Here is a 25,255-nt window from a genome sequence, read left to right on the forward strand (position 1 = left end):
AGCAAATCTACTTACTAAAGCCTGGCTATAAGCTCAGCCACATTCGGTGAGCCAAGTCCGGTGACCTGGTCGTAACCTGGTCCACAATGAAACGCACCATTGTTACCAGACGTGATGTCGCGAAAAGCTGGAGTTCCGCTCAATTTATACAAGGATGGATTCAGAAATCCCAAGGCAGGCTTTCCCGCATTCTTGCGTGCTTCATTCATTAAGGCGCAGAACCCGGCCCAGACCGGCGCGCTCCAGCTGGTACCACCAATCCCAATAGATTGGCCGCCGAAAACCAATGACGCTCCGGTGTTCGGATCGGCGGCAGCGCTTACATCGGGAACAAGCCGGTGAGTGCCTCCGGGCATCCCTTCACCAATTTGCCAAGAGGGGCGCGGAAAGAAACGGCTGACGCCACCTCCACTTGCGGTCCAGCCGGTTTCCGAGTTCACCGCCCCTGTTGCGCTGAGGCGCAAAGTGGTGCCGCCGACGCCAATGACGGCAGGATCAGAAGCTTCATACTCAGCCTGCAGAGGACCAGTTGGACTGTGTCCCGTGTTATCGGGATTGGAGCCAGCGTCGCCACTTGATACAAAAATGTTTACGCCCGCTGCGGCGAGGTGGAGAAACTTGATGTGCTCGGTTTGGACTTCGCCAGGAGACATAAACGTCTCGCCGAGTCCCAGACTGATTGAGAGCTGCCTCATCGCCGGCTGAGTCATCAGATCCTCGATGATTTTATCCAGCGCCGCATCGAGCGCCACAAAGGTCAGCGCTCCGCTGGCATAGATTCGGATATTCGCTTTGGGAGCGATACCGCTCGTCCATGATGCATCTAGAGTTTCTTCGCCGGTGGGCGCTGGTAGCACGCCCCCCCCCACATTGATCTCATCGACCTGAGCTATCGTTGTGGGCAAACCATTTTGCGCCCAGAACTTAGTGAGGTCGGAGGCCGCAGGAATTGTGTCGATCAGGATGGCAATTGTTTGACCATTGCCGTCCACGCCAAGGCTTTCGGCGTTGTATGCCTTGCGAATCTCTGCAACTGTGTACGGTGGCCTGTTATCGATGGCTGCTACGGGTCCATCGACTGCAGTGTGCGATAGGTCTAGACTCGCAGGTACGCGAATGAAGTGCTTGTTGGCCTGGCGGAATGGCTGGAGCCCGTTGATGGAACGAACCCCATTCGCAACTTCGTCAGGAAGGCTGGGGGCGTTCTGAGCGGAGGTAAATGTCACACCATTCTTGGTCACTCCAAGCATGTTCACTTCGAGAGTTTTAGCGACCACGCTTGCCTTGGCCTGCGCGTAAACACCGTCCCGGGAGATTCGGACATTTTGATAGCCGTTCTCATTCAGCCAATCCACAAGTCCGTCCCGCTCGGACGATGACGCGGTATAGAGCTTCGCGATTTCGTCAGCCGGCACAACCTCACCCTGGGCAACTCTCTCTTCCAGGCTTGACTGAACATCATCTGCGATCTTCAGGGAAAAGTGGACGTTCATCGTTTGGTCGGGTTGCTCTGGCCTCGTTGCATTGACCATTAGTCCCCCGGGCGTGGGCCCTGGTTCTGCGGGCAGAGGAATTATGCTGTCGTGGAATACAGTTCGTGAGCTCATAGCTTTCTCCTTTGGGTAAAAAATATTGGTTGTTTGCAAGTGCGGCAGCAAACAGGGTGAGCGAATGGAGATTCAATCCACCGCACATCGCCGGTGCACGAAGAGTGCCTGGGGGCTTTCAAGGGTACGTGGCGCGTCAACTGTATCGACACCAACAGGCTCAGTAGTCCGACGGCGGGGATGTCCTATTACTTTCCGAGCCCGGAAAACAAGGAGTCAAAGTCGTAGCTGATCCCGACCTGCGTGCGCCATACCGGCTGAGTTACAAGCTCCGTCCGGTTTGACCATGTGACCGAGACCGGCACATCAATGGACCCTTTGCCGGGTATGAAGTTGAACTTCATCTGCGCCAGATTGATCACACCGCGTTTCGCGAAGACCTGGGTTGCAGTTGAAGGCAGGCTGGTGAAAGTGATGCCGGAGACAGGCTCGCCGGGAGTGATGTTCAGGATGGAAGGGCTGGTCTGGTCCTGGTAGTAGTACGCTGCGGACGCCGTACTCTGACCAAGAAACGAGGTCTTCGTGGAACCGAACGTATAGGCGAGCTCACCGGCAGCCTGGAAGTCACGCAGGACCCGTGCGCCGGGGACTGTCGCGGAAGGATTGCCGTTGTAGAAGGATCCGGCTGCGTTAGCCGTAAGCGTCAGCTTAGTCTTGGGGAATGTGTAGCCGGCGATCAGGCGAGCGGTTGAGTTGGAAGTTTGAGCGGCTGGAAAGTTCGCGTCATACTCTGCGGTTACGATCGGTTTCTTGCGTTGACTCTCAACGAAGTCGTGCTGGTTTGTCAGATAAGCGACGTAATGCTCGATGTAGTTTTCCGCATCTTTTTGGAGCGTGCATGGATTCTTGGCCTTACAAAGCGCGCTGGGCAAGGACTGGCTCCAGGACGCCAACTCGGCGGACACGTCGCTCTGGCTGATGCCTGTCAGCCGTGTGAATTCTTCTCGCGCCCATATAGCCGCGTTGTCTTTGTAGCTGTCGATCAGGGCAAGTAGCGCTGCTTTGTTGTCCCCGACGGAAAGGATGTTGCTGCTCCCGTCCAGTGCCGTGATCGCTTTAGAGATGTCATCCGGTGTAGCCGCTACGCCCTTGATCAAGACGACTTTTACGTTCGCTTGCTGAAGTGTCTGGTAGCTGGCGTTGAACGCGGTGGGCTGCGTTGACGAAGTACTACCAGATGCCGTGCCAGTCACCTGGGAAGACGATTGGCTGGCGGCGAAAGCAACACTGTACGACACACGATCAAGCCCGTCCGTAGTTTTGAAGGAAATGCACTTCGCTCCGGAGAAAGCTTGCACACAAGGCTGAAGAATCTTGGCGCGCTCGAGCGCAAGAGGAATTCCGGCAAGGGTGCCGCTAAGCGTAACGGTCTGCCCTGAAACGCTTTCAGACAAAGCGCCATACTCCGACGCCAACGACAGCACACGCGCGGCGAGGCCCTTGGAAACAACGTTGGTGGTGCCGCTGCTACCATTGCTGGAGCCATTTTGCTGGTACGCGGCTTTCACTCTGGAAACGAGGTTCTGTTGATACTCAGAGTTCGAGAGGATAGCCGCGATCATGCACGGAGAGGATTTTTCGAAGGTCAGATCTTGGTGAAGTTCGCCCGAACTGGCATCCGCCTCTTCTTGGGCGTGAGCCACATCGGCCGGTTGGTTCGCTGCGGCTTTGGCCTTCTCCGCGGCAAGGTCCAGTTGGGCTTTCTGGTAGCGCGCGATGGCCTGCTGGAGCGAGCTGATACAGGACGGTGACTGGGCCTGGGCTCGCGATACGGCCCAAGCGAACATCACAAACGATAGAGCGAGTGCATGCAGTATGAAACGCTTCATGGTTTCCTCCTCTCAGGAAATCTGGATGGTGTAGATCCTGGGCACTGCAACGGTGCCATCAACGTAGTCGAGTACGACTGCGCGAACGCAGTCCTCTGAAAGCTCTGCTTCGGAGCCCGGGCTAAACTCATACGCGATGAGAAGCTTGTAGGAGTCGGCGGGACTGGCAGGGAACACCAACCGGTTCGCCGTCACACCGCTCAGCGGAACGTCCTTGCCGGAGGCGTCCTGCGCCGTGCATTGGGAAGGCACGAAGTTGAATGAGCCTGAGGTGACCTGCAGCTTGAGCGCAAACGACTGTTTCGCAGGCGCTTTGTAGCTGCCGGTATCCGGATCCACCTTCACCACGCAGAGTGAGGAAGCAATCGCTTCCTGCTGCCAAACAGAAGAAGAGGAACCGGCATCCATGGTCCGGGCGAACGAAGCCGGATGGGCCTCGACGAGCAGGTTTTGCTTTTCATTTACATTGACAGCAGCGATGGCGCCTTGCTCACTCGTCACTTTAGTTGCTTTGACGAGGTCCAGGGCATGGTTCCAGAAGGCAGACCCACCGGAGGCCAGCAGGCCGGCGATCATCCAAGAAAGCCAACTGTCCGCGGGGACGTTCGGAAGAACCGTCAACTTTCCACAAGCGGCAATCAGAGCACCGCAAATGCCGGAAAGCACATGAATGAAAGCGATCCGCTGTGCTTCTTTAGCCGAATCAGGGTTTGTCTTGAACAGCCAAAAGTTTGTCAGCCAGCCTTTCAGGATCTCGATGACGCGTTCCACCGCGATACTGATGCCGAGCATAGTGGCCAGAAACGTAGTGAGGGTATTCATGAAATCCTCCACTGATCACCCAGCGGCAGAGAGGGCTCTATCGCCAATCAGCAGCGCTGGCTGACTGTGCAGGGTGTCTTGTATGTGTAGGCGCAGAACGTGATCGAAAGAGCTCACGATCGCTGCAATTTTTTCAGAATGTTAGAATCTCCTGATCCTTCAACTCAACGTTTGAGCGGCCAGTAGACATAGGGCGCGTTCTCCAGCGAGTTCATTTCGTCATCAGAGGTTCTTGTGGACACAACTCCCGGCGAAGTCACACAGATCCTTCTGGAGATCAAGACGAGAGGAAAAGATGCGCAGGATCGTCTTATCCTGCTCGTGTATCTGGAACTGCGCCGCATCGCGCGCGCCCACCTGAAGCGTGAATCGCCGCAGCAGCCACTGCAACCAACCGCCCTGGTCCACGAGGCTTACATGCGATTGATCGACATCACGAGGGTGGAGTGGCAGGACCGGGCACATTTCTTCGCAGTCGCCTCTGTAGTGATGAGGCGCATCCTGGTCGAGCACGCCCGCGCCCAGCGGGCGCGGAAACGCGGCTGTGGTGAGGAGACATTATTGCTCCAAGAAGGACTGGTGCCTGCGCCGGGTCGGACGCCGGAGATCATAGCCGTGGACGATGCGCTCCGCGAACTGGAACATGTCGATGAGCGTCAAGCGAAGATCGTTGTGATGCGATTTTTCGCCGGCATGACTGAAGACGAAACCGCCGACGTACTGGGTATCTCCGTCAGCACCGTGAAGCGGGAGTGGCGAATGGCAAGGGCATGGTTGTACAAAGAGCTCAGCTATGGCAGCGCCAAAGGACCTTCCCCCAGGTCCTAAGCACAAGTCAATTCATGTGTGCGAGAGTCTGGAGCAGGAGGATGGCATCGTCGCGTTTTTGGTTCAAGCAGCGGTTATTCAGAAAGTTCCTGAGTTGGGGGCAGATATCGCAAACTATGGCGTAGGAGCGAAAAGGAAAATTGACCTCCTGCAGCTCCCGGATGACTTGCATGGCTACAGGCTGGGTGATGACGTTCTCCAGGACGGCGGCTTCTAGTACGAAACGGATGTTGACCAGCGCTTCGGATAAAGGACGATAGCTTACTGGATCGTAGGTCAGAGCGACTTCGTCGTCTGCATCGATGCCTCCGTCGCGGTATCGCTCGAAGATTTTTCCGATTCCAACCATCCCGTACGGCTCGGTCTCCGCGGCGCGGAGAGCACCCATGCTCGAGGAGCCGAAAACCTTGCTGCCGCGATCGAGGAGCGTAAGGATTTCCTTCGGCGAAACCGCCAGGCTTTGAAAGAACTCCCCGTCGATAATGCCGATATTGCAGATGCCCTCCGGGAGTTGTTGCAGGTCGCCCCGTTTTATCGGAGGAAGAAAGAGCGCATCCAGAATGGATTTCGCAATGGCGACGTCCAGACTAGGCCCAAGAAAGACAGCCGTCTTATACATGGGCGCGCCAGAACCTGAGAGCTCTTTCGCCGAGAGGCCCACGATTGACCGACCACGTCTCCAACTCAGGGACGATCACCCGAACTACTGCGAACGGAACCCCAGGCGGGGTCAGATCTACTACGATCGCCTGGTTTACCCCACCGTTGCGCAAACGCATAAGAATGTGCTCGATGTCCTTCTCTACTGTGTTATAGATCGCCGACGGAAGATCACAGAGCCGGTGCTTTTTTGTTCCACGATGGACGGCCCACGCTGTACGGTTTACGCCCGAAACACGACGAGTGTGCATACTGAACTGGCTGGCCGGCGCATCGGGTGGGAGCAGGTCTTCGCGTACCGCTTGTATGTCGACGCAACGCGACTGCGCGGCTTCGGTTAGAGCGCGTCTGACGGCTATCCTCGCGTCTGGATGCGTACCCAACCCACAATGCACCATCGGAAAAGCCGGAAGAAGCTCATCACAGACCGTAGCGATGACCGTTGGAATCCCCAGGTCGGACGTAATGTCGTGCAGCACCGGATCCAAACCCGCTTGGTGATACAACTTCATCGCAGGATCGTCTTCGAGTTCCAATGTAGGCAGCAGGTCGAGATCATCGCTCTTGTGTTCAATATCGTCCGGGTCGGCAAGGCGGTGTCGCGCCCACGGCAGATAGTGAGCGCCAATGTCTGCCAGTGTCCACGCGTCGCGTTCCACCAGTTCGCAAAGCGCTTGACAGATGGCCTCTTCCAAGATGTTGCCGGAAGCCAGCCCGTTCGACGAATAGAGCTCGAAGTGGGGACCAGCCGAAAGATGGTGCCAGAAGTATCCCGCCCATGTGGCCGGTACTAGGATGTCGCACTGTCCGATAAGGTCCTTTCCCCATATCCAGCAGTACGTAGCATCTTCTGAATAGCTCTCCGTGACGCGTTCTCTGGATCGTCGTGGATCTAGCACCACGAATCTTCGTTTCAACTCACGGAAGCTGCCTTGCACCATCGGCAATCGAACTTTCAGTGCGACCTGGCGTTCCAGCGCCTCCATCAACGCGCCCACCTTTGCGTCTACTGGGTCTAGACCTTTGCCGTTGTAGACGGAGATGCTGTCTTCCGAACGCGGAACGATCGCGCTGTATGTTGGCAGCCCAATCCGGTCCAGGCGCGTGATATCTGCCAGCCGCGTCACGCCATACAGACGAGCAAAATACTGTACGCGCTGTAGAGTCGTCTCGCTCCGCACTACGCGCTGGGTCCCTGCTACCTTTCTCGTCCGCATCGAAGGCAACTCATCGCCTCCATGCCGAGTCGCCGGTAAGCAGGCCTGATCTGGGTCGGTCATTGCGCCCTCTGTAGAGTAACTGCCGTTCGGTCAGATCGTCCGGCGGCGAAAAGACTGAAGACACAGTATGCTGCCTTCATGGAGAAAACAAAATGATCACGGCGCCACAGCTTGCGAAGACTGGCGAATCGAAACGGGCGATCTTTCGCGTCTCCTTTACACTCATTCGTTACCGGCAATAAATTGTTCAACGAGCATATTAACAAACGCGGTCACTCCATTTGACGGAGGAATGCTCTCAAAGAGAGTCGTGAGTTCTTCAGCGGTAACCTGGGGTCCGAAGGCCTTCGCGGCATCCTCTGCCTTCACCCCAGACTTCGATCCCTGCTGGGTTAGCCGCATGTGGAACTGAAGCTGTGGCTCGGTCAGCGAGCTCATGAACTTTGTAAGCTTCTCTATGTAGTTGACAAATTCCTGCTCGGAAAGGTGCATCTTGATTAACATGTCTTCGCGTGTCATGTATGTTACCTCGTGTTTGTGAGACGAACTGGTTGATTCCGATGCAACTTGGTTAGAAAATTATGGAAGCGTGCGTTCGACCGCAGGGGATCCATCAATGGGTCTACCTCGACAAATAAGAGACTCATCTGACGTCGTGTGTATGCGCGTTCCAAATACTTCATCGCTTTGGAGGAGTCTCCAACAGCCGCAGCAAGGGAGGCAATTTGGAGATTCTGTTCGGAACCGGCCGTGATGGAGCTCTCTATCTGCCGCAGCACTCCGCGGGCTTTGTCACGGCGCCCTTGCTGGGCGTAGACCAGACCAAGTAACGCAATTCTGGAAGCTTGGGCATCTCCTGTTGCGGGAGGCAGGCTGTACAGTAGCGCCATCGCCTCTTTCGGCCTGCCTTCTGCAATGTAATCCAGCGCCATAATCTCTGCGGTGGCTTCATGCGTCGGCGCATGTTCACGAATCTGGTGCCCTTGCTCTAACGACGTTTGGAACTGCCGTGCGTAGTATGCGCCGGTGACTTCAAGCAGAGCGGTATCCAGCTTTTTAGGGAAGTTGCTGCTTGCATAGGCAAACTGCGCCCGTGCCTCGGCGAAGCGGCCCTCTGCTGTAAGCAGCAGAGTAGCGTACAACATGTGGCCGCGCAGGTAAGTGGGATCTAACTCGAGAGCGCGCTTGAAGTTCTCTTCTGCTGCATCCCACTCGTAATCACGTAGCAGTTCAATCTGCGCAAGCGAGCAGTATGCCGGCGCGGAGTTGCTGTTTACCTGCAAGGCGCGTCGTGCGGCCTTCTCAGCGTTTGCCAGCAACGTGAGCGGTGCCTCCGGCCGGTTAAAGTTGCTCGCCATTTTGATATAGACATCTGCCTGAGCGGCATAGGCAGCCGCCGATTGCGGGTCGGCATCAATAGTCTGTTGGAAAGCCACAATTGCCTTCTCGAAACCTGCTCGTGTGTGTTCCGCGAGCGCCTCCTGGCCTCTGTCGTACATAGCCTTCGCCGCCGGCGGCATTACATGCACTGCGGCTGCAGTCGATCCCGCTCCCCCATGGGACCGCAGCCGGAATGCCACTTCCTCGGCGATGTCCTGCTGCAGCGTTCCGAGTTCCGCTTGCGCGCGATGGTAGTTTCGGCTCCATAACTGCGCACCGGTCTGCGTGTCGATCAACTCTACCTTCTCAACGAATCCATCTGCTACCCGTTCCAAAGAACCTTGAAGCAGTGTGTCAACCCTTAGCCTTCGTCCTGTTTCTGCAAAGTGCGCCGCAGTGTCTGAATTCAAGATCAGGCTCTGCGACGGTACCCGCAGGCCGTTTACTTGTGCAAGTTCACTAGTCAGGTCCGCTACAACAACATTGCTCACGCTTTGCGACGCAGTATCGCCTGGGATGTTCGCGAACGCCAACACCGCTACCGACGGTTTTCGGCCAACGTTGGCCGTGCCGAGCGTCCAAGTCCGCCCTACTGTTGCGGCCACGGCCAACAGTGCCATCATGGAAGCGACCAGCATCCAAAACCGCCCGCGTCGCCAGCCAGTCCATTCGGTAGAGGGACTGTAGCGCTCTTCGCGCGCCTCTAGAAGCTGTAAGACCTGAGAGGCGTCATTAAAACGCTTCTCAGGCTCTTTCTGCAGGCATCCCGTGAGCAGCGCCCTCCACATTGAATGTGCATTCGCTTCCGCCTTACACGCCGCCAAGCCAGAGCGCGCTTGGAGCCACAAGTCTATTTGACAAGCCAGGTCCTGATGCCGCGACGGAAGTTCCCCCGTAAGTGCCTCGAACAGCAAAAGGCCGAGCGAATAAAGATCGCTGGCAGGGGTGCAGGCGCCGCATCCCTGTTGCTCAGGTGCCATGTAGCGCGGAGTTCCCGCCCTGGCCGTGGCCGTGAACTGCAGTGTTCGCTCCGGCGCTCGCCTTGCGACAAGATCCCCATCGTCCGTCTGTTGGATGAGCCTAGCGATTCCGAAGTCGGTCACAACGGCGCGCGGTCCGAAGTTACCTATTGTTAGAAATACATTCGCTGGCTTGAGATCGCAATGAATGATGCCGGCTTGGTGAGCCGCCTGCAGAGCATCGGCAAGTTGCTTCGCCATCACCCTCACATCATCTAACTCCAGCGACTCGCTGAGGCGCAGTCGTTCCGCTAGAGTCTGGCCACGTAGCAACTCCATGGTGAGAAATGTGATCGTGTGCGGAACATTGCCTCGCATTGTAGTGTGGCGTTCTATGTCAAACGTTCGGCAGACGTTCGGATGGGTCACCTTGCGAGTCGCGAAGACCTCTCGCTTGAAGCGCTCCAGGGTTCCAGGAATGCCGACGATATCCCCGCGAATCGTTTTTATAGCCACGCTTTCCTTCAACTCGAGGTCCAGCGCCTCATACACTTGCCCCATACCGCCTTCGCCGAGCAGGGACAGGATTTCGAAGCGTCCGCACAACACCTCGTGCGGCATGAATGCTTCTTCCGGGGAGCCGAAGATGTCAAGGTCGCTGGTGCTCGAAAGTGGCTCTTCTAGGAAATGGCCCGCTTTTCGGTCCGCGAGCAACAGCTGCAGGACCTCCTCAGCCATCGCCGAGTCGCCACCGCAGGCTTCGGCGAGCAGCATCTGCCAGGAGTCTTCTTCCTCCAGGATCGCCACCTGAAATATGCCTTTTATTTCTTCCCAGCGGTTGAACGCCATGGCGAGAATATGTAGTAGGGGGCCCGTAAGGATTGCGGACAGCATTATCCTGCTTCCTGGGCCGCATCTAAAAATTCAGCTTTGAATCGATGATTTTTACCGCTTCACAAAATAATCTTGGGGTAATAAAAGAATATGCAATCCTCTACGTTCAGGTATTCCGGCTTTCACCCGGTCGACGATCCGCTGCACTACACCTTCAACGTGAACGACGAGTTTTCGCTCCAAAGCGTCGGCGGGACGATCAGGATCAAACCTCCGCTGAGTGACCTGCTTGCCAATGGAACCAAGGTGGCACGATGGGCGGACACTGAGAGAAGCTACGTCACCGGCTTCCATCCGGATACAGACTGCAGAGGTTATTTCACTTCGTCAAGCTATCAAGCGAATAACAACTGTTATAACTACGCCTGCAACATCGCGACGAACTCCTTCGCTCATCCGGGAAGAAAGCACGACGCGAATTTGCGCGGCCCCTCTGGCCATATCGAGGAAGACTTTTTGCTTAAAGCCGCTATGGCTGATGGTCTCCAGCTTATCGGAGACGCTACGATGCCGCTTGCCGCAGCACTTCAAAATGCGTCTTCCTTCAATCTGGATAAAGGGCATCTCGTCGCGGTCTTCATCTCGGTCCCTAAACCTCAGATTCATTGGCAAGGTGATTTTCATTTCGTCCGCTGCGACGCAAAGGACGGCAGCAGTTGGTCACAGAAGAGCGGCCAGGATCAACCTGCGAACTTCGACTTTCAAGGAAAACCGCTTTCTGATCCTTCCAAGGGCGTATGGATGATTAACCAAGGTCCCACCAAACCTGATGGTAAAAGCGCTTTCAAGTCCGAATACAATTTTGCTGCTTGGATGTTTGTGCCCACGGATAACATCGACATTATTTGATCCGGAAGCAGCACCGATCAGAGGGAAGAATCAAATGGCCTGAACAGCCATCAGCCGCAGCAGCGGCCAAGATGATTAGCATAGTGGTTTGGAACTGCTCTTTAGACGTATTAGGAGTAGCTTCTCTAACACAATGGGGCCAACAGCCTGGGAAAGATTACGGAATGTGGACTGCCTCGAGCATCTGCTCTTTCGACGAACGTGCCGCGAATTGCGCAAGCTTCAGGGACCATTGCTCGTTGAGTGCGCGTACCTTCGAAATTACCGGAAAGTTGGTTTAAACTTTTCGCATCACCCCGCGTCGTCAACAAGCACATGCACCAATATGAGCCTGTGTCTGTATCGTTTTTTCCCCAAGCCCTATTCTCGAAGAGTAAGTTATGGTCTTTGGAGCGCGTAGAAGAATCTATGGCCGAACTGCCTGATGGAAATGAGATTGCGAACCTGAGTATCCCCGGCCTATTGGGTGCGCTGTTGGTGTTTTTCGTGTTTCTTCCTCCGCATCCTATCAACACCATTCCTATTCTCGATATACCGAAGGACGTCAACAAACCGCAACACGTCCAAGAACTTCCTACTTTTCACCACCAGGATCTACACGGCCAACCCACCCAGGAGATGTCTCCAATTTTCAATTGGCTCATGGGCCGTAATGAGGGGGATGACAAGGAACCTTCACCGCTGGCCGGTAAGTCTCTGCGTCTCCTGCTCACTCCGGCGATGCTTCCGGTAAGCACAAAGGGCGGAGGCAAAGAAGTCCCATGTCAGGTCCAGGAATATATCAGCTCCAGGCGGAGCCACACTTCCCGCCATTTCACCCATGGGAGTCGCAGACTCTACAACTATATCTTGAAGAGCAGAAAGAGAGTCTCCAAGAATGCCTCGCGCTCGAGCTGAGCGAAGAAGGCAGAGAGAAGAGCGAGAACGATGCGGATGAGCGCCAGATAACAGCATTGGAAAAGGCTCGCGACAGCGCTGGCGCACTGGCGGCGCAGTTTGAGGATTTTCGCAGCCCCACGGTCGCTATTCCGAATGCTCGAATTGTAGCGATCAATAGTCAGATTCATGGCCTCCGCAATCGGGTTGAAGCGCGCGAAAAACGCGCTCGTATACGCGATTATGAAGTTGCGGAGTTGAAGCGATTCAGCGGTTGGCTCGACCTGCGGTTGGCGGACCCTGACCGTCTGCGCCCGGAGCAGTCTCTGGGGGACTATCTGAAGGCGCTTTCCGATCACGTCACCGGTTTCCTGGCTTTGGTCGCGGGAATCGGGACAATCTTCAAAGTTCTCATCAGCCCGGCGGGATCCAAGCTGATCTATAAGCTCCTCTTCAAGGAGGAGATGTGAACAAGGCACGCATCTTCGGGATGCTCGCCGGCGTCGTGATGCTCGCTGCCGTTGGTGTCGGACAGCAGAAGTCGCAACTGCAGTCAGCGTCACCAACCGTCCCTGAGCAGCAGCTGGGTAAACCCATCGCCAGCGAGTCAGATAAACATGTGGCCAGCAAGCCAGACTCGCCCCTTGACGAGAGACGTGTAGACTCTCCCAAAGTTCCTGAGCTTCCGACATCCGAACGAAAGTTGGTGAGTCCGAAGCCCGAACAAAGCGGACCCGAGAGATCACTTCCCCCACTTGTGCTTCCGCATGCGGAAAACACTGTTCCTCCTCGCGACCCCGATCCTCAACCTAGAGAACTAGCTGCGAGCAAAGTTAGCTATGCAGGATCTCCCAAGCCCGCAATGCCATTTGTGATCTCTGGCGTCGTGGGGTCATTTGCGGGTTTCATGCTTTCGCTTCCCGCGCTGTGGTGGCTGAACGCAAAAATCTTGAGCAAGCGCCCGCATGCGGACCCTTTAACCCTTCCAGCGATGGTTTGGCGATGGTTGACCACGAATCCTATCAGGCTCGTCGTGCGATTCCTCGGTCGGAAAGGAGCAGAAGAGACGCAACCCTCCGAGAAATCTCCTTCAATGGAGGATGAGCAGCCCAAGAAGCAAGAGCAGAAAAAAGAAAACGAGACGGATATGCTCGGGGATTCCGACTACGCGCTCAGTAAGGGATACATTACCGCAGAGGAACTCAGGAGGCTCCGCAGTTCGTCCGTTGCCATAAGCGAAATGTCTTTTGCACTAGGCGTGATTGGAGTGATTACGGCTATCTCATTTGGCATCAACGGTTGGGCCAGAGGTCGATCAATCTTCGTTATGGACGCTTGCGTGGTCTTTAGCTTCACTCTGTTGGGAACCGAGCGCTACCACAAGTATCGCTCCGCCTATAAGACACTGGTTTTGTTGCGATTCCGGGAGAAGGCCGAGGGAGATACCGGCAATTCGGGCGGTACACCCGCTCCGACAACACCAGTTACTGAGCCTGGCCCGCCAGGCGGCATGGAGGCTTCGGTAAGAGACGAGGATCTGCAGATTGACGATCCGAAGAGCATGGAAGAGCTACAGGATTACCTGCGGAAGATACGCCGGGACGAGCGGGGCAAAACCCGAAAGGAGACGCTTTGATGATTCGCCCCCGATTGATAGTGTTGCTCCTGACGCTGCATGCGCTGTGTCACGTTGCCGCCCCATGGACAAGGAAAGGCGTTGGTGCTTTACGACTCTCGGGAGCAGATGACATGCATTGCAACGGTCGGGACCAACAACTGCGCCACCAAAGGCTCACCCCTTCTGACGCTAACGTTAGATGAACCGATCACACTGCGCGTGATGAACGGTCAGTGGCTGACCCGCTACATCCTACACTGGGGTTCAGAGGGGTCCTCCAGTGCGCTCTTTCCAATCGTTGCAGGCGGCCCAGTTCAGATGCTCGCTCTCGAATCGTCTGCAGCCGAGACCGCAAAGCCGTCTCTTACTCCGCGGGCGACCAAGTGGACGGCAAATGCGATCCTTGGCTCTGTGCTCGACCCCGGGGCAAGCGCTACGCCAGAATTGGATATTGAACGCCAATTTCAGGAACTTACCGCGCATCGAGATCAATTGCAGTCTGAGGTCGAAGCCTTCAACGATATCTATGGCAAAGTTGTCACCCAAACGGGTGTCCCATGCAATGCCATCGTGACGCGTAGTGGCTTCCAACTGGCGAACTGTCTGACTGCGGCGTATGGTGCGATGGGCTCCCCAGCTAGCCGGCAGGAATTTCTCACCATCAACCAGGAATGGCGCCACCACTTCGAGGATGTGCAGTCGTTTGCTAGGGAGTTCAACGCGAACCGCATTGGGGCACGCACGATTGATCTTGAATCCGCCATCGGGCTCTACATAGAAGAGGCGGAAGCCTTCAAAGCCAATGTGCGGGCGTGCATGGATGCATATTCCCTTGCAATGGATATTCGCAGCAACGGGCAAAATTCTGTTGCGGCCCTGGCAGCGAGAATGCAGATTCGGGCGTCGTTAGCCGCGGCAGCCGGCACATCTGCATCGGTGCCATCAAGCCTTCTCGAACGCGAACTGCTGGCCGACGCCGAGATCAAGGCGCTAAATCAAACTGGCAGCCTGCCCTACAAGCACCTGACAGGTTTGAACAATTTCTGCATTAACAACCCACTTCCTTCGACCTACTTCGCCAGCGATCTTGGCCAGTTGCGAGAAAAGGAAAGATTCCTTTCGTCGCTGGTGAAATCGATTAACGATATCCAAGCCCTGGACATCTTGAAGCTGAATGCTATGTACGAATCAACGAATATCTCCCCCATCGACACGTTTTACAACACCAACTCTGGGGGAAAACAAGCGTCAATCTCCTACTCCATCGGTATCGTTCGTCAATTCACTCCGTACGTTATGGTTGGAGCCGTGCTCGCCGACAGCGGCCAGAGAACTTCGGGCTCATCGACGAACGAAGAGATTGTAGCCAGCGGAGCGTTTATGGTCGCCCCAGGTGCCTCATCTCCCGCGCCCCGCAAACATATCCTAAGTAGTCAATTCCTTCGCATATTTTGATAGGATTTCGCCGGAAGAAGAGGTGAGTCGAGCCTGAACAGTCAAACCAAATTGGCCTGCGCAGGCCGAACCTTGTTTGCTACTTGGCTTACCACCAACCTTTGACTGCTGCAAACAGTCACTATGGAGTGACCGGCGCGATGCGCTGACCGTGGGTTAGGCTGTGTTCGCATGGAACACAGTTCAGAGCCACAAGCGGAAGGAGCCGGTCATGAAGGAGAAGTTACGATTTCTGGGCATGGATGTCCATGCCGAAACGATTGCCGCAGCGATAGCCGAACCGGATGGCGAGGTGCGAAGTCTTGGCACGATTCCTAATCGGATGGAGTCGGTACGCAAGCTGATCAAAAAGCTTGGCCCTGTGGAGAAGCTGCGGGTCTGCTATGAAGCCGGGCCGACTGGATACGTTCTTTACTGGCAGTTGGCTGAGCTCGGTGTGCAGTGCGAGGTGATCGCCCCGTCGCTCGTTCCGGTGAAGGCCGGCGACCGTGTGAAGACCGACCGGCGTGACGCCGAGAAGCTGGCACGGAGTTATCGATCGGGCGATCTGACGGCGGTCTGGGTTCCGGACGAGGGTTCCGAGGCGCTGCGCGATCTGGTGCGTACGCGTGAAGCGGCCAAGCAGGATGAGCTTCGAGCGCGTCATCGGCTGGGCAAGTTTCTACTGCGTTCCGGTCATCGTCCGCCAACCGGAGTGCGAGCCTGGACTCATCTCCATCTGATCTGGGTCTCGCAGATACGCTTTACCCAGCCGGCTCAAGAGTCAACGCGGCTCGATTATTTGCACGAAGTCGAGCACATGCGAGAACGGGTCCTGCGACTCGAGCAGGCTATCGTGGAAGCGGTGAAGCTGGCATCGCCCGCCTTGCAGGAAGTCATCACGGATCTGCAGGCACTGCGTGGCATCGCACATATCTCGGCGGTGACGATCGCAGCTGAGTTAGGCCAGGTCGCTCGCTTTGCAGGTGCTCGAGAGCTGATGGGTTATTGCGGTGCCGTGCCGAGCGAGAACTCTAGTGGCAAGCGGAGTCGACGAGGCAGTATCACGAAGACGGGCAACGCTCACCTAAGACGGATCGTCATCGAAGCGGCATGGAGTTATCAACGCCCTCCTGCCATCTGGGCTGGGTTGCGAAAACGACAGCAGAGCGCGTCGGAAGCGGCTAATGAGATCGCATGGAAGGCACAACACCGACTGCATAAGCGATACGTGAGACTGGCGGCCGCGGGTAAAGACAAGAGGAAGATCGTTACCGCAGTAGGCCGAGAACTGCTGGGCTTTATCTGGGCCATTGGGACTAAGGCGGAAGCGGCTGCAGGGCAACGAATAGCAGCTTGAGAACAAAGCAAGAACCTCCCTGAGAACAAGAAACGAAAGCGAACTCACTGGCGAACATCGTCGTCCAAATCGAGAACAGAGCCAGCAGTAGATGGGGTAAGCACGAGGGAGAATCCTCGTTTGGCCTATGCGACAGGCTCAGCCGGACTCGCGACAACAGTCAGAGGCAGCTCCCGACGGATCAAGATTATGCGGTTCCGACCCGCGAATATCAGACTGATCAATCGTCGCTAAAAACTGCCCCGACTGCTGCTCGCTCTGTCCTCGAACAACGACGAAACCAGCCACAACAACCCCAATATTGCGCCGAGTTGACACGGTCACTCCATATCAGGCCAATGCACTCAGCGATAGGCAGCTCAGACGCACGCTTTCTGAAATCCTCAGTCTCTACGGCAAAGGCCCATCTCTGTAGCTGCGACGTTAGCGGCTCTCGACCTGCGCAAGAAGAAAATCATCGATGAATGGAGGAATATGCTTGTTTTGAGCATCAGGCGTATGCGTCGCAGTTCAAGACGATTGAAGAGTGGCCAAGAAATGCATCAGATCGTTTTCTTTGACCCAATCGCCCTTCCCATGTACAAAATTCAGCTTGTCGAGCTGCTTTCCAAATCGCTCTGGGGCAGAGACAGGTAGTGCCCAATCGATCCAAATCCAGCCTGACCCATATAAGCTGCGAGCGCAGGCAGCGGTCGATTGAGTCCCACTCCAGCTTCAATCCAAGCAGTGATCCGGTGAACAGCAAAGATGACTTGGAGATCATCGAGCCGAGGCTGATATACGCCTGATGCCTAGTCCATTTCGCGGCGAGTTTCGTCGAAACCTGATGAGTTATAACTACCCATTCAGGCAGAGAGCCCACCGGGAACGCCATCTTGCCGCTCCTTTTTTGGAAGAGCGCAACGAGTATCTAAACCACCTTTTGCAACGCGGCACCAGCGTGCCGCGAGTCCAGTCGATCAGCCGAACTCTGCTAAGCGTCATTCATTTTCTCCGACTGGACACCGATTCTGCGGTGACTGTGCATGCGATTGACGATGCGACAAAGCAGTGGAAGGAGAGCATTGAAAAATCTGCTAAACGAAAGGTCTCCTCGGTCTCGTTCGACGATTTCAGAAGGGCGGCGATCAATTGGATGCAGTATCGCAACCTTCTCATTGAAACTCCGAAGCCATCAACGCCTTACGGCGATCTCCTCCCGAACTACATCTTCCATATCAAGGTGACGCGCGGTATGACGGCGGGTAGCGTCAAAAACTACTACCACCGAGTCTTATGGTTCTTGCGGTGGGCCGAGGCACGGCGCGAGGTGTTCGCTGACATTACGCTTCAGGACGTCGAGCAATACATCGCGGAAGATTGCGTACCTAAGGTGAAGCTGAGGACGGTCGTGTCCTGTTGCGGCGCTTTACGCACGTTCTTTCGTTATGCGGAACGAGAAGGTTTGACCGCAAACCGGATCGCAACTGGCATCATCGTTCCGTCTGTACCGAGATACGATCCCAACCCGCGAGGTCCGCGTTGGCGTGAGGTACGCATGATGATTAGCGCGGCCTCTGGAGAAAAATCGACCGATCTCCGAGCAAGGGCCATATTGCTACTGCTCTCCGTATACGGATTGCGCAGCAGTGAAGTAACAAGACTGTCAGTCGATGACATTGATTGGTTTGACGAAAGCATTTTGATACGCAGAGCCAAGCATGGAGGAAGCCAGCGATTCCCGCTGCAATACGAAGTCGGAGACGCGATCTTGCGGTATCTAAGACAAGGCAGACCAGCTTGCGAGTGCCGAAGTCTCTTTGTGACGGTTCATACTCCCTTTCGAGCTATTCCTGTAGGTGCTCTGCTGACGATGGTGCGAAGACGAGCGGCAGCCCTTGGAATCAAATCACCGCAACCCGGACCCCGCGGCTTGCGTCACTCGTGCGCGACACAGCTCTTGCACAAAGGCCATTCATTGGCCGAGATTTCCGACTTCCTGGGACACCGAAATCCGATGACGGTCAGCGTCTATGCGAAGTCCTCTTCGGTTGCCTTACGTAAGGTCGCTGCGTTTAGCTTAGGTGGTTTGCGATGAAGCTGGCGGAGGGTATTGAGGTGTTCGTAGCGCGCAAGCGCGATGCCGGGGTGATGTACAAACAGCCGGAAGCGATGTTGTGGCGCTTCCACCGACACGTAGGTGATGTTTACCTCAGCGAGATCACGACCCATAACGTGGCAACTTATCTTGAAGCAAACCGCAAGGAGCCGTACATCTGGCAGGTCAAGTACCAGCTCTTGCGCCGCCTGTTCGAGTATTGGGCGTTTCGCGGGGTCATGGAGCCGTTTGTCATGCCCCACCGAAGAGTGCGCGTTCGAACCACCTTCATTCCTTACGTTTACAATCACGCGGAAATACGCTGTTTGCTCGACGGCACCGCAAAGACGCACAAATATAGGATCACGGCGCTAGAGGCCAAAGTGTTTCGGATGATCCTCTTGCTGTTGTATGCAACGGGGATGACGCCGGGAGAAGCGGTTATGCTGAAGCGTGCAGATGTCAATTTCAAGAAGCGAACGATCGCGGTGTACGAACCTCGGTCTCGACGGTGTCGCAACATCCCAATCAGCGAAGAGCTGTGCGTCATCCTGCGCACATATTTAAAGTGGCGTTTCGGATCGAAAAAGACGAACGATCATCTGTTCGTCAAGAAATCAGGCCGCCCTCTGCCTACCCATTCCCTCCAGCATTACTTCGCCCGCTTGGTCAGACGTGTGAACGTACGGCGTCGCGACGGCGGTCCAGGATGGCCTCGGTTGTCAGATTTTCGTTGCAGCTTCGCTGTGCACCGCATCACGGAGTGGCTCAGAGAAGGCTCGAACATGAATCGGATGCTGCCAGCGCTCGGAACCTATCTGGGGCAATTGGGGCTGCATTCAGTCGAACGTTATATGCGTTTGACTCCAGAGCGGTTTCGTAAACCGCTCTTGTCACTCAGTCCACAGCGAGGACGGAAGAGATGGCGGGACGATGCAAACCTCATGCAATTCTTGGCGACTTTGTAACCACAGCCGATGAGCGGCAGTGAACTCGCCCGAGATCAAGCCCGGGTCCAGCGGCGGCCGTCGGTCTCACGACGGCCACCTTTTCCAGGCTCAAACTTGGAACAGGATTTTGTACTTTCCCGCTGGATATCAGAATGAGTCATTTCCGTCAGGTTTCTTGGGTTTGACGGTATCAGGCCGACGACTCATTGAAAGACCGACAGGCACCAAAGCAGGCACTGAAGCACTTTACGAGTCGTGTGGGCTGATCCGCAGGTAATAATCACAATGACTTGCCCGTCGATGGGCTGCGTTCCGCAACGGCTTGGCGATCCGCTCAGCATTTGCGGCAGCAAAGTTTGAACTATTCCCTATTTGGAAGCTGATTGTCTGCCCTAAAAAAACCAACTCCCGCTATATTCCGCTTGTCAGATGTCGATGACACGGATCTTCCCAGCCGGATGGCTGGGCTCATAGCGCTCATTCAGGAACGCTGCGTTCACGAACCGGATGCCATCCCGTTCCACCTCGCCTGCGCCACCGTGAATGTGCCCAAAGATGTGCACCTTTGGCCTCTTGTTCCGAACAGCATCGAGCAGCTCGGCGCATCCGAGATGCACCATATTAGGCGCGGTCTGATCGAGAATTCCTAACGGCGGTCCATGCGTAATCAGCACGTCGAGATCTTTAGGAATGCTGTCCCAATATCTCGTAGCAGCAGTCCCGCGGGGATACATGAAGGCCCAATTGAAGAACTCTGGAGTGTACGGTGAACCCCAGAGCCGGACTCCCTCAATCGTAATCTCTGAGTTCTCTAAATATTGGCAGTTCGTGAGGAGGCCTCTGGCCGTTGCAGGGTCCGACTCGAAGTACTTATCGTGGTTTCCTGCGCACACCACGCGATGCCTGAATGGCTGCTGTCCCAACCACCGATTGAACGAGATGATCTCCAGCAGGTCTATGCCAGAGTTCATGAAATCACCGGCATGAACCAAGATGTCCCCTTCGGGGATGGCTCTGATCTTGTCGTGTTGGCCGTGTGTGTCGGAAAGAACTACGAGCCGCATTGCCGAACCTGATGCGAGACTAATGCCACCAAATCAATGCATGGATGCGAACGATTTCCACGTCGCTCAGCATCCCAAGAGAGGAAGAGATCATCAAGTATGGCGGAAATGCTCGCGGGGATGAGCTGTAGATATGGTGGCCGAGGTCGGACTCGAACCGACATGAGGTTGCCCTCGGCAGATTTTGAGTCTGCTGTGGCTGCCAATTTCACCACTCGGCCATTCCCTATATTGTACCGCAGCAAGGTGGGCCAGTGCGCGCTCTGAGCATCGCTTCTATCGCGCAGCTGGCGAGCGGGGCCGGAAGCAGTCGGAAATGGGTGCAGGGAGAAACCGAGCGGGTTTCTCCCTGCCGCGCGATGAGTGCACTAGAAACGAATAGGCGCAGGGTGGCGCCTATCCATACCTCTCGTTTAGCCGAGAATGCACTTGTCCGTAAAGGCTTCTTCGTAGCCCTGCAGACGCAGGTTGTTGTCCCAAAGCTCCGCAAACGTCTCGTGCTGCATCTGCAATTCGAGAAGGGCGACATAGTGGCCAGGGATGATGGCGCGTGAGACCTGCTCCACGGCAGCGAAGTCATCGCGCCAAAAGTACGGAATCAGTTGGGCTCCCCCAGCGAAGCCGAGCTCAAAACAATCTTTCGGGATCGCGCATGGCATCGCCGTTCTGTTCGCCATAGCGTCAGACTGAGACAGCAGGAAGTCTCAGCGCGCCTGACTCATCCACTGCCTCAATCACCAACGGCAGATAGGTGAGTTTTCAATCTTGATATAGAGGCTGGATCGCCAGCCTCCAGCTTTCTTGAGAAGGTTGAGAATGGTTTTCACGCGGCCACCTCCGCGAGTTCTGAGGCTTCGGTGGCGCCCGTATGATCCTCCTCTCCGATGGTCGGTTCCAGCGCGGCAAGAATGACCGCCGCCGTCTTCTGAATGACTTCGAGCGATTCGGCCAGCAAGGAAGCGTTGCCGTGGTACAGGTGGATGTAGTCAGCGTTATGTTGAGCTCAACATAACGCTGATTATGTTGTCTTCGCAGTTATGTGACGTTCAGCCCTTGAGTCCTTATGAACACTGGGGATTTGTGTTGGCGAACGTCACATAAGCTGGGCTAGAGTTGAGCGAGGAAGGTGAGCAGGTCGGGATTATCCCGCCAGCGTTTCCTTCCAGGCATCTGCTTCTGTTCGCACATGCCGAGTGCCTTTGCTTTCATATCGAGGTCGGTCTCGGCATATACATTGGTGGTGTCGAGCGAGACGTGCCCGAGCCATGCGCGGATGGTATTGATGTCCACGCCAGCGCGGAGCAAATGGGTTGCTGTAGTGTGTCGGATAGTGTGCGGGCCGATCTTCTTCTTTTGCATCCCGGGCACGGAAGCCGTCGCAGTTCGCGCGTGGCGGATGACGATGTCATGCACTCCGAAGCGTGTCAGCGGTTTGGCTATGCGGCTCAGGAACACGCGCTCATGATCCTGCCGCCCGCGTGTCAGCTCGCGTAGTGCAACGACGGTGGAAGTCCACAGCGGGCAGAGACGGACTTTATTCCCTTTGCCTTTCAGGCGCACCGACGACAGAGTGCCGCTGCCGGTGCCACACAGAGTCATATCGCCTATCTCCAGTTGCGCGGCCTCATCGGCACGCGCTCCAGAGTTGTAGAGGAACAGCAACAGCACATGATCCCTATGCCCAGCCTTCGTCGTGCGGTCGGGTGCGGCCAGCAGAGCATCGATTTCATGTTTGTCCAGATAGCCGACAGTAACGCGGGTCGAGCGCTTGAACTCCACCGACCGTAGTTGTGCCGACCAGCCGAGATCCTCCGGGCTGCGCTGTCCGACGAAGGCAGCGAACGCATGACAGGCCGCCAGACGTTGATTGCGAGTGGAGATCGTGCAGCCACGTTCCTCTTCGAGATGGTGAAGGAAGACCCGAACAAGATCGGCGTCGATGTCGGCGAGGAGAAGCCTGTCCGCCTTCTTCCGTACCGTGCCAGCCGCGAACACGATCAGAAGACGTAACGCATCCCGATAGCTCTGCTGTGTGTTCCGCGACAGGTTGCGATCATCGGGCAGATGCTCCATCAGGAAGCGTCGCACCCAGGGGCCCAGAGTACGTTTATCATTCATCGCTGCCTCCGCATACATAGCGTTCGAAGCGACGGTTCGCCTCACCCAGAAGCTCCGGCGTCATCGTCAGATAGCGTTGTGTCGAGTGCAACTCAACGTGACCGAGATAGGTCGACAGAGCAGGTAGTAGAGCCTGTGCATCATCACCCTTTCGATACCACTCTGTCAGCCGATGGACCGCGAAGGTGTGCCGGAGATCGTGGATGCGGGGCTGATAGGGGCTGCTCTTCTCCCGGCGAACGCCCGCGAGATTGCACAAGATCCGGAAGCGCTTTTCAACCACCTGACGTGGAACCTGTTTGTGTAAGCGGGATTGGAAGAGCGGCTCATCGTCGCGATCTACTCTTCCCGGCAACGCAAGATACTCTCGCAGATGTGCGTGGACATCCGCTCCGAGCGGAACCAGCCGCGACTTATAGAACTTCGTTCCTCGGATGGTGAGGATTCCATTGCCAAGATTGACATTGCCACCACGCAGCCGCAGCGCTTCGCCGATGCGCATCCCCGTGCCGTAGAGCAGAAGCAGCAGAGCACGGAACGTGGATGCCGACATAAGGCACTCATCTCTTCGCTGGCAGCACGGAACGGCAGCCAGCAACAGCCGTAACTCGGAGACAGAGTAGATATAAGGAACGAAGCTGGTCGTGTACTTCGGGGCCGGTGGCGGTAGTGGTGCCATATGCAACTCTGCTCGCACGCGCCAGTGCTCGAAGAAGACCCGCAACATGCCGTACTTCTGCCGCCACGTCGCAGGGCCAGTACGTGGGCCGGCCAGGAAGGATGACATCTGATCCTGCGTAAGAGATGAGAGTTCTATTTCACCATGGCTGCGGGACAAGGCGCGGAGCAGAGCGGCTGGGCTGTAAAACTTTTCACCCATAGCCTGACGCTTTGCGATATACAGATCGATCGCTGCGGACAGTTTCATAGCAGATCTCCCAGATCGAAGTCCGCCACACGTCGCAACATGGTGATATCGACCTTGGCGTAGATGCCCGTGGACATTGCGCTCCGATGCCCCAGCAGGTCGCCGATCTCCTTCAACGACAAGCCCTCCTGTAGCAGATGCGTTGCGCAGGCATGACGCAGACTGTGGTCCGCTTCGTCGGCAGAGTATCCCCGCTGCCTTGAGCCGATGGCTTGTCAGCTTCCATAAGCTCGAAGTCTCGACACGTCGATGAGGCATATGAAGCGTCACGAACAGATGCCGGTAGTCGGTGCGCGGCCGGGCCTTGGTGATGTACTCCAGGATCGATTCGCCCACCTCGTGCTGCAGAGGGTATCGCTGCGTTCCGCCGCGCTTGGAGTGCGTCACCGCGAACGTCTCCCCGGACCAGTCGAAGTCGCTCAACAGAAGACGCGAGACCTCTCCACTGCGCAACCCATAGATCGCGAACAACGACAGGATCGCTCTTGCACGTAGAGCGGACGCGCTCTTGCCTTGGATGCCTTGGAGCAACCGCTGTACTTCCGTCCATGTCGGCCCTTCCGGCAGACCTTCATGAACGTACCTGCGTGGGCTTGCGATCCCTTCCGCGATACCGTGCTTGCACCATCCACGCCGCTCCGCATGACGGAAGAAGGATCGGAGCGCCTGTGCAGCCACAGTCACCGATGTCCGGTTCCAACGGGTGCTGCCTTGCAGGATCAGGAACTCATCCACATCCTGAAGCCGCACACTCGCCAGGCAAGGATGCTTCTCGGCGAACCAAGTCAAGAACCGCGACGCCTTCCATCGATGCGAGCGCACCGACAGCGGCGATAGCCCCTGCTCTTCGGTCATCCATCGCGCGAAGTCTTCAAGATGATCCGCGAACCAGGTGTGCGCCGTGGGCGGCGACTTCAGCCTGCCCGCGAAGCGCAGCCATTTCTTCGCCACATACTCGAAGTAGCTCTCCGTTCGAACATAAGTGCGGGCCCTGGCGTTCGCTTGCTGCTGGTCGACCCAACGCCGCGCAGCCTCCTTGACCTCGCCCAGATCGACATCGCGCAGCGTTTCCAGCTTGAGCAGATCGATGACATGCAACATCTGCCCAGACACATTACGAAGCGCGACGCGGCTTGTTCCGCGCTCCTGCAAATACTTCAGAAAAGCCAACCGCTCCTCCAGCAACGGAGCGTTACGGTGACGGTTGAGTGCAAACGGAAGATCCAACAACGTATCCAGCATGATCGGGGTCTCCTTGATCCCGGCTCATGCTAGACCTTCAACTTATGTTGTCTCCAAAACCGCCATCCCCAGTGTTTAGAGGGCCTCCACCGCCGAACGTCACATAACTGCGAAGACAACATAATCGGCGGACGCGGTGCCGGTCACTAAGCCAACCGTCTTTCCCACAACAAATGCGACGGCCACGGCCTCGGCCTCTGTCTCGCGCAGGGTCTTGGTGGTGGCTGTCCTGCGCTCTGCCTTATGCAGCAGTTCGTGGCTTTATGTTGAGCACTACATAAGCGCACTTATGTTGTGTTCGCAGTTATGTTGCGTAGCGGGCTCGTTGCCGCTGAACATGCGGGTTCGAGCCCTGCGTACACAACATAACTATTTAGAGTGAGCGGAGGAAAGCGAGCAGCGATGGGTCGTCTTTCCATCGCTGGTTGGTGGTGGGTGTTGTGCTGAAGTCGTTTGAGTGGGCGAGGACTTCGGCCTTACGTTGCAGATCGACCTCGGCGTAGATGTTGGTGGTGTCGATGGAGACATGACCGAGCCATG

Annotated in this window: 19 protein-coding genes, 1 tRNA gene and 2 pseudogenes; 8 read left to right on the forward strand and 14 right to left on the reverse strand. The window is 56.1% G+C overall.

Annotated elements, in window-relative coordinates; translation table 11 throughout:
- Window positions 1-14: 14 nt before the first annotated feature.
- The 3 genes from GRAN_RS16790 to GRAN_RS16800 form a co-directional block, all read right to left on the reverse strand.
- A complete protein-coding gene (locus GRAN_RS16790) occupies window positions 15-1,493 on the reverse strand; it encodes a S53 family peptidase (protein ID WP_206662781.1) in 1,479 nt (492 codons plus the stop codon).
- Window positions 1,494-1,795: 302 nt separating this feature from the next.
- Complete coding sequence (locus GRAN_RS16795; RefSeq protein ID WP_128914113.1) at window positions 1,796-3,436, reverse strand: hypothetical protein; 1,641 nt, start codon at window positions 3,434-3,436, stop codon at window positions 1,796-1,798.
- 12 nt (window positions 3,437-3,448) lie between these two features.
- On the reverse strand, window positions 3,449-4,258 hold the full coding sequence (locus GRAN_RS16800; RefSeq protein ID WP_150133267.1) for a hypothetical protein: 810 nt from the start codon (window positions 4,256-4,258) through the stop codon (window positions 3,449-3,451).
- Window positions 4,259-4,492: 234 nt separating this feature from the next.
- Here GRAN_RS16800 and GRAN_RS16805 point away from each other — a divergent pair, with 234 nt between their 5' ends.
- Window positions 4,493-5,086, forward strand: coding sequence for a sigma-70 family RNA polymerase sigma factor (locus GRAN_RS16805; RefSeq protein WP_128914115.1), 594 nt, complete (start codon window positions 4,493-4,495; stop codon window positions 5,084-5,086).
- A gap of 7 nt (window positions 5,087-5,093) precedes the next feature.
- Here the strand turns inward: GRAN_RS16805 and GRAN_RS16810 are convergent, their stop codons facing one another.
- The 4 genes from GRAN_RS16810 to GRAN_RS16825 form a co-directional block, all read right to left on the reverse strand.
- A complete protein-coding gene (locus GRAN_RS16810; protein WP_128914116.1) occupies window positions 5,094-5,705 on the reverse strand; it encodes a TfuA-like protein in 612 nt (203 codons plus the stop codon).
- Window positions 5,698-7,026 carry a YcaO-like family protein gene (locus GRAN_RS16815; protein ID WP_128914117.1) on the reverse strand — a complete coding sequence of 443 codons (1,329 nt, stop codon included), beginning with the start codon at window positions 7,024-7,026 and terminating at the stop codon, window positions 5,698-5,700. The genes GRAN_RS16810 and GRAN_RS16815 overlap by 8 nt, the downstream gene beginning before the upstream one ends.
- A 162-nt stretch (window positions 7,027-7,188) precedes the next feature.
- Window positions 7,189-7,485: a hypothetical protein gene (locus GRAN_RS16820; protein WP_128914118.1), complete on the reverse strand. Its 297-nt coding sequence runs from the start codon at window positions 7,483-7,485 to the stop codon at window positions 7,189-7,191.
- A gap of 5 nt (window positions 7,486-7,490) precedes the next feature.
- Window positions 7,491-10,199, reverse strand: a complete 2,709-nt coding sequence (locus GRAN_RS16825; protein WP_128914119.1) for a serine/threonine-protein kinase — start codon at window positions 10,197-10,199, stop codon at window positions 7,491-7,493.
- Between the two features lie 90 nt (window positions 10,200-10,289).
- On the opposite strand from GRAN_RS16825, the gene GRAN_RS16830 reads away from it, so the two are divergent.
- The 7 genes from GRAN_RS16830 (at window position 10,290) to GRAN_RS16860 (ending at window position 19,381) form a co-directional block, all read left to right on the forward strand.
- Entirely contained in the window at window positions 10,290-11,048 is a 759-nt protein-coding gene (locus tag GRAN_RS16830; RefSeq protein ID WP_128914120.1) for a hypothetical protein, read from the forward strand.
- Window positions 11,049-11,809: 761 nt separating this feature from the next.
- Window positions 11,810-12,394, forward strand: coding sequence for a hypothetical protein (locus GRAN_RS16835; RefSeq protein WP_128914121.1), 585 nt, complete (start codon window positions 11,810-11,812; stop codon window positions 12,392-12,394).
- Window positions 12,391-13,560, forward strand: a complete 1,170-nt coding sequence (locus tag GRAN_RS16840) for a hypothetical protein (protein WP_128914122.1) — start codon at window positions 12,391-12,393, stop codon at window positions 13,558-13,560. The genes GRAN_RS16835 and GRAN_RS16840 overlap by 4 nt, the downstream gene beginning before the upstream one ends.
- Before the next feature lie 81 nt (window positions 13,561-13,641).
- On the forward strand, window positions 13,642-14,997 hold the full coding sequence (locus GRAN_RS16845) for a hypothetical protein (RefSeq protein WP_128914123.1): 1,356 nt from the start codon (window positions 13,642-13,644) through the stop codon (window positions 14,995-14,997).
- Window positions 14,998-15,208: 211 nt separating this feature from the next.
- Entirely contained in the window at window positions 15,209-16,336 is a 1,128-nt protein-coding gene (locus tag GRAN_RS16850) for an IS110 family RNA-guided transposase (protein WP_128914124.1), read from the forward strand.
- 826 nt (window positions 16,337-17,162) lie between these two features.
- Window positions 17,163-18,413, forward strand: a complete 1,251-nt coding sequence (locus GRAN_RS16855; protein WP_161571014.1) for a tyrosine-type recombinase/integrase — start codon at window positions 17,163-17,165, stop codon at window positions 18,411-18,413.
- Window positions 18,410-19,381: a tyrosine-type recombinase/integrase gene (locus tag GRAN_RS16860; protein WP_128914126.1), complete on the forward strand. Its 972-nt coding sequence runs from the start codon at window positions 18,410-18,412 to the stop codon at window positions 19,379-19,381. The genes GRAN_RS16855 and GRAN_RS16860 overlap by 4 nt, the downstream gene beginning before the upstream one ends.
- Window positions 19,382-19,788: 407 nt before the next feature.
- Here GRAN_RS16860 and GRAN_RS16865 read toward each other — a convergent pair whose 3' ends face one another.
- The 7 genes and pseudogenes from GRAN_RS16865 to GRAN_RS26370 form a co-directional block, all read right to left on the reverse strand.
- A complete protein-coding gene (locus GRAN_RS16865; protein ID WP_128914127.1) occupies window positions 19,789-20,427 on the reverse strand; it encodes a metallophosphatase domain-containing protein in 639 nt (212 codons plus the stop codon).
- Window positions 20,428-20,561: 134 nt separating this feature from the next.
- A tRNA-Leu gene (locus GRAN_RS16870) sits at window positions 20,562-20,648 on the reverse strand.
- A 192-nt stretch (window positions 20,649-20,840) separates the two neighbouring features.
- Window positions 20,841-21,086 (reverse strand): DUF6908 domain-containing protein, encoded by a 246-nt coding sequence (locus tag GRAN_RS26845; RefSeq protein ID WP_338323448.1) that lies wholly within the window; start codon window positions 21,084-21,086, stop codon window positions 20,841-20,843.
- Window positions 21,087-21,250: 164 nt separating this feature from the next.
- A pseudogene (locus tag GRAN_RS16880) lies at window positions 21,251-21,421 on the reverse strand (DUF1738 domain-containing protein); the annotation flags it as partial.
- A 113-nt stretch (window positions 21,422-21,534) separates the two neighbouring features.
- Complete coding sequence (locus GRAN_RS16885) at window positions 21,535-22,545, reverse strand: tyrosine-type recombinase/integrase (protein WP_128914128.1); 1,011 nt, start codon at window positions 22,543-22,545, stop codon at window positions 21,535-21,537.
- Window positions 22,538-24,715: a tyrosine-type recombinase/integrase gene (locus GRAN_RS16890; protein WP_128914129.1), complete on the reverse strand. Its 2,178-nt coding sequence runs from the start codon at window positions 24,713-24,715 to the stop codon at window positions 22,538-22,540. The genes GRAN_RS16885 and GRAN_RS16890 overlap by 8 nt, the downstream gene beginning before the upstream one ends.
- 117 nt (window positions 24,716-24,832) lie before the next feature.
- Window positions 24,833-24,976, reverse strand: a pseudogene (locus GRAN_RS26370) (DUF1738 domain-containing protein); the annotation flags it as partial.
- Window positions 24,977-25,255: the final 279 nt, after the last annotated feature.

It is taken from the genome of Granulicella sibirica (genome assembly GCF_004115155.1).
Classification (GTDB): Bacteria; Acidobacteriota; Terriglobia; order Terriglobales; family Acidobacteriaceae; genus Edaphobacter; species Edaphobacter sibiricus.

Excerpts from the sequence above, each read along its gene's own strand:
- GRAN_RS16885 (WP_128914128.1), bottom strand. The coding sequence starts at position 22,545 with ATGAATGATAAACGTACTCTGGGCCCCTGGGTGCGACGCTTCCTGATG.
- GRAN_RS16815 (WP_128914117.1), bottom strand. The coding sequence starts at position 7,026 with ATGACCGACCCAGATCAGGCCTGCTTACCGGCGACTCGGCATGGAGGC.
- GRAN_RS16820 (WP_128914118.1), bottom strand. The coding sequence starts at position 7,485 with ATGACACGCGAAGACATGTTAATCAAGATGCACCTTTCCGAGCAGGAA.
- GRAN_RS16850 (WP_128914124.1), top strand. The coding sequence starts at position 15,209 with ATGAAGGAGAAGTTACGATTTCTGGGCATGGATGTCCATGCCGAAACG.
- GRAN_RS16810 (WP_128914116.1), bottom strand. The coding sequence starts at position 5,705 with ATGTATAAGACGGCTGTCTTTCTTGGGCCTAGTCTGGACGTCGCCATT.
- GRAN_RS16855 (WP_161571014.1), top strand. The coding sequence starts at position 17,163 with ATGAGTTATAACTACCCATTCAGGCAGAGAGCCCACCGGGAACGCCAT.
- GRAN_RS26845 (WP_338323448.1), bottom strand. The coding sequence starts at position 21,086 with ATGCCATGCGCGATCCCGAAAGATTGTTTTGAGCTCGGCTTCGCTGGG.
- GRAN_RS16865 (WP_128914127.1), bottom strand. The coding sequence starts at position 20,427 with ATGCGGCTCGTAGTTCTTTCCGACACACACGGCCAACACGACAAGATC.
- GRAN_RS16800 (WP_150133267.1), bottom strand. The coding sequence starts at position 4,258 with ATGAATACCCTCACTACGTTTCTGGCCACTATGCTCGGCATCAGTATC.
- GRAN_RS16835 (WP_128914121.1), top strand. The coding sequence starts at position 11,810 with ATGTCAGGTCCAGGAATATATCAGCTCCAGGCGGAGCCACACTTCCCG.
- GRAN_RS16790 (WP_206662781.1), bottom strand. The coding sequence starts at position 1,493 with ATGAACGTCCACTTTTCCCTGAAGATCGCAGATGATGTTCAGTCAAGC.
- GRAN_RS16860 (WP_128914126.1), top strand. The coding sequence starts at position 18,410 with ATGAAGCTGGCGGAGGGTATTGAGGTGTTCGTAGCGCGCAAGCGCGAT.
- GRAN_RS16830 (WP_128914120.1), top strand. The coding sequence starts at position 10,290 with ATGCAATCCTCTACGTTCAGGTATTCCGGCTTTCACCCGGTCGACGAT.
- GRAN_RS16825 (WP_128914119.1), bottom strand. The coding sequence starts at position 10,199 with ATGCTGTCCGCAATCCTTACGGGCCCCCTACTACATATTCTCGCCATG.
- GRAN_RS16890 (WP_128914129.1), bottom strand. The coding sequence starts at position 24,715 with ATGCTGGATACGTTGTTGGATCTTCCGTTTGCACTCAACCGTCACCGT.
- GRAN_RS16795 (WP_128914113.1), bottom strand. The coding sequence starts at position 3,436 with ATGAAGCGTTTCATACTGCATGCACTCGCTCTATCGTTTGTGATGTTC.